Source organism: Faecalibacterium sp. BIOML-A1, from assembly GCF_009679715.1.
Taxonomy (GTDB): Bacteria; Bacillota; Clostridia; order Oscillospirales; family Ruminococcaceae; genus Faecalibacterium; species Faecalibacterium taiwanense.
Genome location: NZ_WKZJ01000023.1, coordinates 1 through 11,540, shown reverse-complemented (window position 1 = coordinate 11,540; position 11,540 = coordinate 1). Strand labels below are relative to the sequence as shown.

Genomic DNA, 11,540 nt, shown 5'->3' with positions numbered 1-11,540 from the left:
TGGTGCAGTAAAGCAATCCAAATCCGAACCATTTTCCTTTGATGCGGCTTGGGCCGCTTCCTCAAACGTGATGGTCTGTGTACCTTCTTTATAGTTAAAGGTTATCAAAACCTTATCATCGTACAGATAAATCGAATTGATGAACGTATCCACCAACGCTTGCCTCTGGTCTTTCAGGCTCATGTCCAGTTTACGGAAGCGCATCAGCCAGAAACGGATAAATTCCTCTTTGATTTTTGGCTTTGCCAGCTTTTCTTCCGCAATGCGGGCTTCAAGCTCACGCTTGGTTTCTTCGAGCTGTTCCAACCGTTCCTTGGTGGAACTGGTGAGGATTCCGGCTTGAATTGCGTTGAGCATATTCTGGATACCCGATTCTGCATCCCGGAGCTGTTTCTCATAGAGAGGAAGGTTGGTGTTCTCTCGGTCTTGCAGCTCCATGACCTTGGCGATAATGGATTCCATGGCGGCATCGTCCCGGACAAGCTGCATGGTCTGGTTCACCACCAGATCTTCCAGCCACTGTTTGCGGACAGTTTTCTTCTTGCAGCCCTTCTTCTTTTTGGCCGTGGCACATTTATAGTAGCGGTGGACTTCTCCCGTCCGGCTTGTGCCGCTTTCGCCAAACATCAGCGCACCGCAGCAACCACAGTGCAGCTTGGTTGTCAGCAGGTAATCGTCCTCTGCCTTTCTTCGGGCAGGGGCTTTCTTGTTTTTGGCAATCTTTTCCTGCACATCATCGAACAGTTCCAGCGGCACGATGGGCGGAATCGCATCCGGCACGACCACATCCCGGAATTTCAGTTCTCCGATATAACGCCGGTTTTTGAGCATGTGCTCCACGCTGTTGTAAGAAATTCGCCTCCGACCGGGTTCTTGATGCCGTTTTCATTCAGCCAGTCCCGAATCTCTTTCATCGTGAGGCCATCCCGATACTTCGTGAACGATTCCAGCACGAAAGGGGAGGCAAGCGGGTCGATGTGAAATTTCCGCTCGGAATCCAGCGTATATCCAAACGTTCCACGACCACCGTTGCAGCGGCCTTTCAGGATGTTCTCTGTCTGTCCACGGACAACCTTTTCGGCAAGGTCGGCAGAGTAGTATTCTGCATAGCCCTCCAGAACCGATTCCAGAATGATACCCTCTGGCCCCTCGGAGATGATCTCCGTAGCCGACATGAGCTTGACACCGTTCTTCTTCAGCTGGGTCTTATACCGGGCACTGTCGTAGCGATTCCGGGCAAAGCGGTCAAGTTTCCAGACCAGAACAATATCAAACAGCTTCTTGTCGCTGTCCTTTATCATCTGTTGGAATTGAGGGCGATTATCCGTCTTGGCAGAGATGGCGCGGTCAATGTAGTGCTTGACGATAGTGATGTCATTCTTTTCGGCATAGGCCGTGCATTCACGAATCTGGCCTTCGATGGATTCTTCGCGCTGGTTATCACTGGAATAGCGGGCGTAGATCACAGCGGTCATGGCAAGCACCTCTCTTTACACGTCATTGAACGGTGGAGCGTTCTTTCAAAGCACTGTTTCGTATAATGTATATACCATGTTTTGATGGAGAAATCAAGACTTTTTATTATCTTCAGTTTTTCTTTTTGAACAATTGACCCAACAGCCACCCCTCTCGTTGAAACGAGGTGACTGTTGGGCCGACTTGCTCGGATTCCTTTATTCTTCGTTTAGCTGGACGATGGTATTATAAAAGATTTTGTTTGGAATAACGACTTGAAGAACACCCTTTTTCAAAAGTGCTTCTATGCGTTTCATGACATACCAGTCACTTACCGGAGCAGAAATCGCTTTTAATACGTCTGCGGTAAGTTCACCAACCGAAATAGGAATTCTCGATACTAAACTAATAATTCTCTGGTCGAAATAATCTATGTTAACGCTTTTAACATCGTTCGCATGCCAAATACGCATGGAGGTGTTTTCGTTTAATAGCTTTCCCCATCTTTTGGCATACTCGGTAATAGTTTCTTCCGTCAAATACTTTTGTGAGATCTTATCGGTTTTCCCTTCCATAAATTCTTTCAGACCTTCTCTGGATGCAAGCAAAATTCTATTTGTACCATACTTTGCTGCATAGTAACAAATATAATAAATGCCGCACCAACAATCGGCAGAACTCCTGACCCAAACACGCAGTGGCTTATGATTTATCATATCACATTGAACCGCATTCGCTGTACCATGATATTTCGACCACAGTTGTCTAGCTTCAATTTGGCTGTCAGGATAATATTCTGAAAGGCAATTCACGAATTGTTTGCAACGATATTCTGAATCGCAAGCATATTGAAGTTCTCCCATTGATAACATAAACGGAAACAACTTTACACTTTCGACGATGCCTAAAGCTGCTAACATATTGACATCACTGGGTTCAAAAACAATTTCATCCATAGCTGGTCAGAATCATAATTTCGGGATAGTGACTTGTGTAGTTGCACTCCAATAGATTGGTTTGCTTGAGCCAACCACTCCAAAATAACACCCAACGCTGCAATCAAGATAAGTTCCAACATCATAGAAGTCATATGTATAGGTTGTATTATATATACTTTGTTCTGGAACTAGTGCTGTCGTTGAAAATGGGCAGCTTCGTTCGATGTTATCGGAATAGCTCGTGTAGTAATCCGTTCCTGAAACATTTTTTATTAAATCCGGGCCAATACCGACGGTAGTTCCACTCATATAAAAGCCCAATCCATTGGCCTTTGTATAAAGAACTCTCCATGTTCCATCAATATACGATACAACTCTTGAGCCGTCTGTATTAGAAACAGGAACGCGCATTGGAACCTCGGCCAAAACATAAAATCCGAGATTCTCTTGTTCTTGCACAGAAAGATTGAGAAGTTCTTCTATCGAATAATCATCGATCTTTCTCTTATTTCCAGTTGCAAATGCTGGCTGAATGGTCAGGAGAAATAAAACCGTGACCAATAGAATGGAAATCAGCCGTTTGATTTTGTTAGTTATAGTATACTGCCTCCTAATTTATTTTTTTCTTCACTCAATACACTAAAGCTCCATTGGAATCACCTTCATTAAATTTTCCCCTTCAGGTGTATACTCCTCGGCAAATAAATGTGAACCATACAAATGCTGAAACTACTAGAATACTGTTGGAATAGAAAATATTGTGACCTTACACTGCTTTGGGTGATTACTTTGCTTTCCTTCATTGAATAGCTAGAACAACAGCTACTATCAAGAACAAAGTTGAAAGCCCAAGCTGAACCCATGCAATTTTTTCGTTTTCGGCATTGTTACAGCCTTTGGAGGATACTGCCACTTGGATATAATGCACTGCTACGATTCCATATGAGAAAAACAAAGAAGCCCAAGCATAAGGTACTGCGCTTTTATCTGTCAATCGGACAAGATTACTAGTCCATACTGAAATGCAGCCCCAAAGAGCAAAAGGAGCAATAAGAAAAAAGTTGCTTTTGCCTTTTTTCATTCTTAGCCTCCCACAGCTTGATGGTACGATTTTGTAGTATCCATAAGGTGTCCACCGGAATCATACGAATACAAAATATCATGATAGCAATGGGTAATGTCTATCATATGAGTTTAGTTGCGATCAAGCGATTCAGGGACATCCGGCTGATACGCTGTAAAGCAGCAGGTGCTATTCACACTTAAGACTGCAATCGCCATTGCAAAAGCACATGTAATTTTACTCAGGAAAAAAATCAGTTTTTGTGAATTCTGTTTCATATTGTCCTCCACATTACATAGAATACGTTACATCGACTTCATTGTTTGTTCCGCGAGGAGTTCCCTTCAGCCAGCAAGTATGAGAAGCAATACCATTATAAGCGTTACTGGTAAAGGTGAGTTTTGCCGAACTGGAGTTATACGTCAAACTTGCATCACTATATGTGGAACCCAAAGTTGTAATCGAATAGTCCCATGCATTTGTGACTTTGTTATTCGTCACTGTCATATAAAAATATGCATGAATCACCACTCCCTTATACGAAACCTTCCAAGAATTCGACGATTTCGCTACACGAGAAATTGAATTGTCCACTGACTCGATAGTAATAGTTGCTGGATCACCATTACTGTCAACTACCGCAATTGCGAGCTTCTCGTTTGCCTTCAGTTGATCGAGATTGCTAAAAGTAACAACATTGTTCTTAACGGTAGCTTTCGGTGAATTCGATTCAGCGAAGGCAGACTGAACGCCAAACGACATTACAACCGCAATAAAAAGCAGACTCGCCGTAAGTTTTTTGATGAATTTTCTTGTACTCATGATCACATTTTCCTTTCCTTATTTTGATTTGATTGCTTTTACGACTAAATAAATGACCAGTATGCCGATGCAGAGCGAAATAATTGTCAATGCCTCTGCCGTTGCATTAAGGCAAGCACCAATAAAATAAACCAATACCAAAAATGCAACAAAAGCGATAAGAAGCAGCACCCATTTGTTTTTTTTCATGTTATCACCTCCCTATCTACAAAAGTTGGCATTAAATTTTTGTTGAACCAAAGGAATTGTTGAGAATACAATCAATACCCATTTGGAGAGATAGTAGCAAACTACATGACGTGTATACGGAAGCACATTAAAAATGGCAAGCAGGAAATCTATTGACGAAAGAACAGATGCGACCATCTTGTAACTTGACCGCTTCTTTTCACTTAAAGGCTTATTCTTTGCTTCGATAGGTGAGAGAAAGATAGAGATGCCCAAAAGAGCTACTGTTGTCAGGATACGGAAAAGGTGATTTGCTGCGATTGCCTTACTTAGCAAAATGCAGATAAGTGCCAGTCCGGAGAATGCCAAATAGCATCTGGTGTGCGATGTTGCATGGTATCCGCCAATGTAGATTCGCTGTGGGATAAACCCAATCAAAAATGAAAGTGCGTACCGCACATCACCACACACAACAGCGATTAAAACAACAAGCAGAACGCTCACAACAGATGATATGAGCAACTCGTACCCATAGACATACGCATCCGCCTTTGCTTCATCTATCACTTTTTGCTCGCAGAAAAGACGGACTGATTTTTGAGACAGCGTGCGTTCCCACATTGCAGTTGCGCCACCTTATCTTCTGATTTTTGCTTCACTGTATCATAAATTTCAGCAAAATCAAGAGGTTTGGCAAAACTGGTCGTTCTGGTGACAAAAGTGGTAGGTCAGGCTACTTGTAAGGAGCCTTTGCACAGTCTATAATAGTAGCAGGACATTATTTTGTGGAGGTTGTCGAAATGCTGAAGTACCACGTTGCAGTCTGCGATGATGAGAAATCAGACCTTGATGGCATTGTTCAAAGCGTCCAGCAGTACGATGTGCAAGGCTGCTTTGACATTGAAACTTACATGGATGGAAACGAACTTCTGAGCGAATTGCAAATGCAGAAGAAATCCTTTGATCTGCTTCTTCTCGATATCGAGATGCCATCCAACGGTTTTCAGCTGGCGCAGTCTTTGATTCAGATGGAGAAGCATCCTTTGGTGGTATTTGTCACGAAGCGGCATGAGTACGCTGTGCAGGGATATGGCATTGCATTCCGCTACCTTGTCAAACCTTTGGATCAGACGCTGTTCGCTGCGGCAATGGATGCCGTCCTTCAGGAACTGAACTCCAAACATTTCACGATCGAATACGATGGTGTTACCATGTCCTTGGAAACATCGGACATTTACTTTCTGGAAAGCCACGGACATAAAGTTCTGATTCACTGCAAGGAGCAAGACCTTACATTGCGAATGAGCATTCCTGAAGCCTTGGAGCAGCTTCCCAAACGGTGCTTTGTGTCACCACACAAAAGTTATCTCGTCAACATGGAACACATTGTTTACGCTACGGAAACCGCTGTTTTTCTTTCCAGCGGACATCAGCTGCCGATCAGCAGGAGGAAGCGTCAGGAGTTCAATCAGATCTTCAACGCTTATTTGGGAAGATGATGCTTTATTATTTCGTTGAGTTTGCAGGGAGCTTTGCCAACATTGCCCTGTTGCTGCTTTTTATCGGTCGGCTGTTTCCCAAAAAGGAGCCCGTCTCAAGGTGGTTCTATGCCTATGTTGCACTCTTGATTGCTGGGCAGTGTGCTTTGAGTTTATTCCCGGATTGGGTGACGCAGCGCACGATCTATCTTTTAGTTGGCGGATTTTTCCTTGCATTGCTGTTCTATGAGGTTCGACCGTGGCAGGCGGTTTTTGCAAGCGGAGCTTTCTTCACACTGATTGCTTTGGTGGAAGTGCTTGCAATGCTTCTGATTGGGCTGCGTATCCCGGATACCGACATTCTAATGCAGGCTGGGGCAGCACGGTTGGTCTATGTTGTTTTTTCAAACCTGATTCAAATTCCACTCGTAGTCCTGATCTCACATTTTTTCAGCCGAAAAGGAAATGCTCTGCGTATCCTATGGCTGCTGCCGATCATTGCGATTCAAATCGCAAGTATTGCTGTCTGTTATGTGGCACAGTATCATGCTGCGGATGAGTATTTCCCGGATTATATGGTCGGTCTTATGGCGGTGCTTCTCCTTATAAACATCCTGATCGTGTTCTATGTGGAAGCTCTCCGGGAAAATGAACTGGAAAAATTCAAAGTTAAGTTCAACGAACAGCAGTACAATCTTCAAATGGAATACTACCAGCAGCTCAAAGAACGCCAGGAAGAAGTCCGTTCTCTGCGGCATGATGTGAAGAAATACATCCTGGCGATGCAGGCAGTTGCAGAACACGGTGATACCGAAGAACTTCACAAGATTGCGCAGGCTGCCACGGATGTTTTCGAGCGTTCCACAAATATTTCTGCGGTCGGAAATCCTGTTGTTGATGCTCTTTTGAATTATTACTTACGAATTGCGGAAAGGAATAACATCAACGTCAAACTGGATGTGACGATTCCTGAAGTCCTGACGATCTCATCGTTGTCTTTGAGCATCATTATCGGAAACACATTTGACAATGCCATCGAAGCCTGTTGCGACCTGCCAGCGGAACAGAGAATCATTCATCTACAGCTGCGCAAGCAGTATCGAAGCCTCTTCTATCGGCTGGAAAACCCATACAGTGATACTTCTCGCGGAATCCGCATCGGAGAGTATCACGGTTACGGACTAAAAAATATAAATCGTATCGTTCAGGAGAACCATGGTGACTTCTATACGAAAAAGAAAGACGGTGTGTTTACCGTCCAAGTCCGCCTGAACTGCGAAAATTAAAACATTCTCCTAAAACATTGCTTTGCTTTTGCTTGTACTTTGTGTGTTTCATTCATCTGATGTATTCATTATCCTGAAGTGTTGACACACATCAATACTTATGTTATCATTCCCAACAAATCCACAGCGATTTCTGTAAAGAAACGATTCTGTGCGGTTTTATTTCCTGCGAAGATTTACCGCCCCGCAACACACCCGATCATTTTGCCGTCTGTTTCACCCGACAAAATCCTTCGCCTGTACTGCGTGGGCGGTATTTTCTTTTTGGGGAAGCCGTACCTTGAGAATTTCATGAGCCGTCCGAGCGTGATACCGGCTTTTCGGCCAACGCCGCTGCAAAACAGGGGCAGGAACTTCGTTCGGAGCAAACGGCGATCAACATACACGAGCAGCGGAACTCTCTACTTATTTTTGCGTCTTAACAATTCGGAAACAACTTTCGGAAATGCGTTTTGAGCGCAGCGGTGGAGAGCAAGAACCGTCCCGTGGCCACAAATTTTCAATTCTTGAAAATGTTGTGTTCCACCGGGACTTCACTTCTTCAATGCGTCTGCATTTCCGAAGTGATCTTGTTGGGGCGTGCCTGCCCCAAACCCTGCTCATGGTTCGCACCTGACGGTGCGAACAGCAACGGCGTGTCGTGCTTTACATAACTTCACCGAGGAGTTATCGAACAGACAGGAGGTACAATGACCAAAACGAATGTTCAACCGATTCCCAGCAATTCCCAGCACCACGACACGCCGAACAACAAAACGCACGTCATCAAGTTCCGTGTGACAGCGGAGGAAAAAGCGTCACTGGAACTCACTTGCAAACTCCTGAATCTCTCCCTCTCCACTTTCATCCGCCGTGCCATCCACAACGTCAAGATCGAGAAAACGGTCATCGTTGCCGGCGGCGGAGAAGAAACCCTGACCGCTGTTTCCACCCTGCTTGCCCAGTGCAACAAGGTGGGCGGCAACCTCAACCAGCTTGCAAGGCACTTCAATTCCGGCGGTGCAGACACCGAGCAGATCCGGGCGAAACTCCTTGACGAACTTGCAGACCTGACTGCATTCCGGCTCAGCGCCGAGAAAGTTCTGGGTGAACTGTATGGCAACGCTCAAGCATATCGCCTCTAAAAACTCGGACTACACCGCCATCGAAGCGTACCTCGTTTACCAGCACGATGCGTTCACCGGGAAGCAACTTCTGGATGAACAGGGCAGACCGAAGCTGCGGGATTCGTACCTGCTCGACACCCTTGAGTGTGGCGATTTCTCGTTTGCAACGGCCTGTCTGCTGGCGAACCGCAAGTATGGTAAGAACACCCAGCATGGTGATATCAAAAGCCACCAGTATATCATCAGCTTTGACCCCAGAGATGCAGCCGACAACGGCTTGACCATGGAAAAGGCACAGGCACTTGGCCTGAAATTCTGCGAAGAAAACTTCCCCGGTCACCCTGCCATCGTCTGCACTCACCCGGATGGGCATAACCGTTCGGGAAACATCCATGTCCACATCGTGATTGGCAGTATCCGAACACGAGAGGTGGAGCGCAAGCCCTATATGCAGAAGCCACGCGACTGGCTAGAGGGCATGAAGCACTCCAGCACAGCCCAGACCATGCGGCACCTCCGTGTCGAGGTCATGGAGCTGTGCGAAAGTGCTGGACTGTACCAGATCGACCTGCTCAACGGCTCGAAAGAGCGTGTCAGCGAGGCCGAATATTGGGCAAGGCGGCGTGGACAGCAGAAACTTGATCTTGCAAACGCAGCCCTCACCGCAGCCGGACAGCCGCCCAAGCAGAAGAAGTTTGAAACCGTAAAAGATACCCTGCGGAAACAGATTTCTTCGGTGCTGTACCGTGCCACCAGCTTTGAAGATTTTTCGGCGAAGCTCATGCAGCAGTACGGCATCACGGTTAAGGAAAGCCGTGGACAACTCAGCTATCTGCCCTCTGGCAGAACAAAGTTTATCCGGGCGAAACATCTCGGTGACAAATTCGATAAGGCGGCAGTGCTTGCCACGTTGCAGGCAAACACTGAGCGCAAACCCAAGGCGCAGTTCAAGCAGGATACCATCGGGAAACTGATCGACATCCAGTCGAGGATGACCGAGGGCAAGGGCATCGGCTATAAGCGTTGGCTCACGAAACACAATCTCAAAGTTATGGCACAGACCGTGAAGCTTCTGCAGGAAAAGGGCTTAACCGACGAGGACGCCCTGAACCAGCGCATCACCGAACTGGAAACCAAGTATCACGACTCGCTGGCGGTGGTGAAAGACCTCGAAGGTCGCATGAAAGCCAACAATGAGCTGCGCTATCACATCGCAGCCTACACCAGCACCAAGAATGTCGCACAGCAGTTAAAGACTGCCAAACGACCCGCAGCCTTTGAGGAGCAGCACCGTGCAGAGCTGACAGCATACCGGGTGGCAGCAGCCTATTTCAAGGCAAACAACATCACCAAGCTGCCCAGCCCGAAAAAGCTGGAAGCCGAGTATGCGCAGCTGGCATCCGAAAAGGCAAAGTTCTACGAACAGTACAAGGAAGCCAAGGAAGAACTGTTCAAGCTGAAAACCGCAAAGCAGAATGTTGCGTCCTTTTTCCGGGAGGAAGAACAGACGCAGCAGGAGAGATAAAGGAGTGTGCGTATGATCAATCTGAAAATTGACCCGGAGTTCCAGTCCCAGATTCCTCCTCTGACCGATGATGAATTCAAGCAGCTTGAAGAAAATATCCTGAAAGAGGGCAAGCTGCTTTCTCCTTTGATCGTTTGGGGCAATACCCTTGTTGATGGACACAACCGTTATGCCATCCTCCAGAAGCACCCGGAGATTTATTTCTCCACCATGCCGCTCCCGTTTGAAAGCCGGGAAGAAGTTCTCGCTTGGATTTGTAAAAATCAGCTGGGGCGGCGCAACCTCACCCCGGAGCAGAAGCTGTTCCTCATCGGGAAGCAATATGAAGCGGAAAAATCCTCTCATGGCGAAGCCCGCAAAGAATCGCATGATGAAAATGGCCGATTTCACCGGAGTTCTCAAACTGATAACTCCGGTGAAGCCATGAAAACCTGCGAACGAATCGCAGAGGAAAATGGTGTAAGCAAGGCAACTGTACTTCGCGCATCGAAGTACATGAAAGGTGTTGAAATTGCTGAATCCCTGATTCCCGGTATGCGGGAGAAGATTCTGAACAAACAGGTAAAAGTCAGCAAGGCTGATATGCACCGCCTTGCACGAGCCAACTATGATGCCCGCGCACAGACCTTGCAGGAAATCCTGCACCCGGAACTGAAAGTTGAACCGAAACCGGATGCCGATGACATCATCCGGGAACCGGGAAAGGCACCTGTATTGCCGTTTCAGAAAATCGAATCGGTTTACGACAGCGATGCTTACCCGGAAGAAGTGCGGCATGATTATGTCGCACTGGAACACGTTACAACACGTTTCCGCACAGAGTTTGACTATCTTCTGAGAACTATGCCAGACACAGCACAGCGAGAAGTCATTCTCGAAATCATCCACAAGCACAAGGAGTACCTTGCTTCGCTGGAATCTGCGCTCGCAGAGGATGAGCAGACAGCATAACAACAGGCACATTGTATGCTGTCAACAGAAATCCAAAGGAGTGTGCGTTTGAACAAAAAGAAAAAGTCCACAAATATTTCCCCTTACCCCGATGAAGCCATCGAACGACTGGCACGGGCATTCTATCCGGCGATCCTTGCCTGCTGGAACAGCGAGGAAGGTCAACGGGAATTTGCTGCATGGCAGGCGGAACAGGCTCATATCGCAACCAAAGAAAAACAGGAAGTTCCCGTCGGGGAACTCCCTGCCTTACTTATCGTGTGTGGATTTTTGCAGGGTGCGTCCGGCAGGGCGCACCCTGTTTTTGCGTTCAGTCCTCTAATCCGTGACTTCCAGCCGCATTTCTCAGATACTCCTCTGGCTCACCGTTCAAAATTAGCTCTGCATACGCCAGCGGGTCATTGTAGATGAGGTAGTCCAGTTCAGACCTCTGCGCCATGGTAACATCCAGTGCATCCTCGACACCGGTGCAGTTGATGGAAATTTTGCGCCCATCCCGGAGCAGCAGCTCCACACAGCCGGTGCCCATGTTAAACTGACAGGCTCTTGCATCGTACTTCATAATCTTGCGTCCCTTCTGCCTTACGGCACTCTTACTGTTGTGACCTTCGTGATACGGTCTTTCTTCTGATAAGGTTTTGGACACACAGCCGTAAGGGAAAAGCCATTGTTCTCGTTTCCGAAGAAAACAAAAAATCCGAGCCCTTCTCCTATCGAGAAAAGGTTCGGATTTTCATGGTTTGGTGCG

General features: G+C 46.7%; 13 protein-coding genes and 1 pseudogene. 5 read left to right on the top strand and 9 right to left on the bottom strand.

What is annotated here, in order from left to right; all coding sequences use genetic code 11:
- The 8 genes and pseudogenes from GKG36_RS14385 to GKG36_RS14345 all read right to left on the bottom strand — a co-directional run.
- Window positions 1-1,475, bottom strand: a pseudogene (locus GKG36_RS14385) (recombinase family protein); the annotation flags it as partial.
- Window positions 1,476-1,673: 198 nt separating this feature from the next.
- On the bottom strand, window positions 1,674-2,411 hold the full coding sequence (locus GKG36_RS14895; RefSeq protein ID WP_223387800.1) for a DUF3658 domain-containing protein: 738 nt from the start codon (window positions 2,409-2,411) through the stop codon (window positions 1,674-1,676).
- Window positions 2,412-2,423: 12 nt separating this feature from the next.
- Complete coding sequence (locus GKG36_RS14370) at window positions 2,424-2,954, bottom strand: hypothetical protein (protein WP_242702991.1); 531 nt, start codon at window positions 2,952-2,954, stop codon at window positions 2,424-2,426.
- A gap of 238 nt (window positions 2,955-3,192) precedes the next feature.
- On the bottom strand, window positions 3,193-3,474 hold the full coding sequence (locus GKG36_RS14365; protein WP_005943373.1) for a hypothetical protein: 282 nt from the start codon (window positions 3,472-3,474) through the stop codon (window positions 3,193-3,195).
- A gap of 113 nt (window positions 3,475-3,587) precedes the next feature.
- Complete coding sequence (locus tag GKG36_RS14355) at window positions 3,588-3,734, bottom strand: cyclic lactone autoinducer peptide (RefSeq protein ID WP_081027705.1); 147 nt, start codon at window positions 3,732-3,734, stop codon at window positions 3,588-3,590.
- Between the two features lie 13 nt (window positions 3,735-3,747).
- Complete coding sequence (locus GKG36_RS14350) at window positions 3,748-4,278, bottom strand: DUF5626 family protein (protein WP_005934533.1); 531 nt, start codon at window positions 4,276-4,278, stop codon at window positions 3,748-3,750.
- An 18-nt stretch (window positions 4,279-4,296) separates the two neighbouring features.
- The gene (locus GKG36_RS14660) at window positions 4,297-4,467 is read right to left on the bottom strand and encodes a hypothetical protein (protein WP_005924488.1); all 171 of its coding nucleotides are present in this window, start codon (window positions 4,465-4,467) and stop codon (window positions 4,297-4,299) included.
- Window positions 4,468-4,479: 12 nt separating this feature from the next.
- Window positions 4,480-5,067 (bottom strand): accessory gene regulator B family protein, encoded by a 588-nt coding sequence (locus GKG36_RS14345; protein ID WP_005924490.1) that lies wholly within the window; start codon window positions 5,065-5,067, stop codon window positions 4,480-4,482.
- Window positions 5,068-5,246: 179 nt separating this feature from the next.
- On the opposite strand from GKG36_RS14345, the gene GKG36_RS14340 reads away from it, so the two are divergent.
- From GKG36_RS14340 to GKG36_RS14315, 5 genes are all read left to right on the top strand, one after another.
- Entirely contained in the window at window positions 5,247-5,945 is a 699-nt protein-coding gene (locus GKG36_RS14340; RefSeq protein ID WP_154252889.1) for a LytTR family DNA-binding domain-containing protein, read from the top strand.
- On the top strand, window positions 5,942-7,210 hold the full coding sequence (locus tag GKG36_RS14335; RefSeq protein WP_097791218.1) for a GHKL domain-containing protein: 1,269 nt from the start codon (window positions 5,942-5,944) through the stop codon (window positions 7,208-7,210). Before GKG36_RS14340 ends, GKG36_RS14335 begins: the two co-directional genes overlap by 4 nt.
- A gap of 689 nt (window positions 7,211-7,899) precedes the next feature.
- Window positions 7,900-8,334, top strand: a complete 435-nt coding sequence (locus tag GKG36_RS14325; RefSeq protein ID WP_154252905.1) for a plasmid mobilization relaxosome protein MobC — start codon at window positions 7,900-7,902, stop codon at window positions 8,332-8,334.
- On the top strand, window positions 8,306-9,841 hold the full coding sequence (locus tag GKG36_RS14320) for a relaxase/mobilization nuclease domain-containing protein (RefSeq protein ID WP_154252904.1): 1,536 nt from the start codon (window positions 8,306-8,308) through the stop codon (window positions 9,839-9,841). The genes GKG36_RS14325 and GKG36_RS14320 overlap by 29 nt, the downstream gene beginning before the upstream one ends.
- 12 nt (window positions 9,842-9,853) lie before the next feature.
- On the top strand, window positions 9,854-10,792 hold the full coding sequence (locus GKG36_RS14315) for a hypothetical protein (RefSeq protein WP_154261304.1): 939 nt from the start codon (window positions 9,854-9,856) through the stop codon (window positions 10,790-10,792).
- Window positions 10,793-11,102: 310 nt separating this feature from the next.
- Here GKG36_RS14315 and GKG36_RS14310 read toward each other — a convergent pair whose 3' ends face one another.
- Entirely contained in the window at window positions 11,103-11,354 is a 252-nt protein-coding gene (locus tag GKG36_RS14310; protein WP_005922694.1) for a DUF6061 family protein, read from the bottom strand.
- Window positions 11,355-11,540 lie beyond the last annotated feature (186 nt).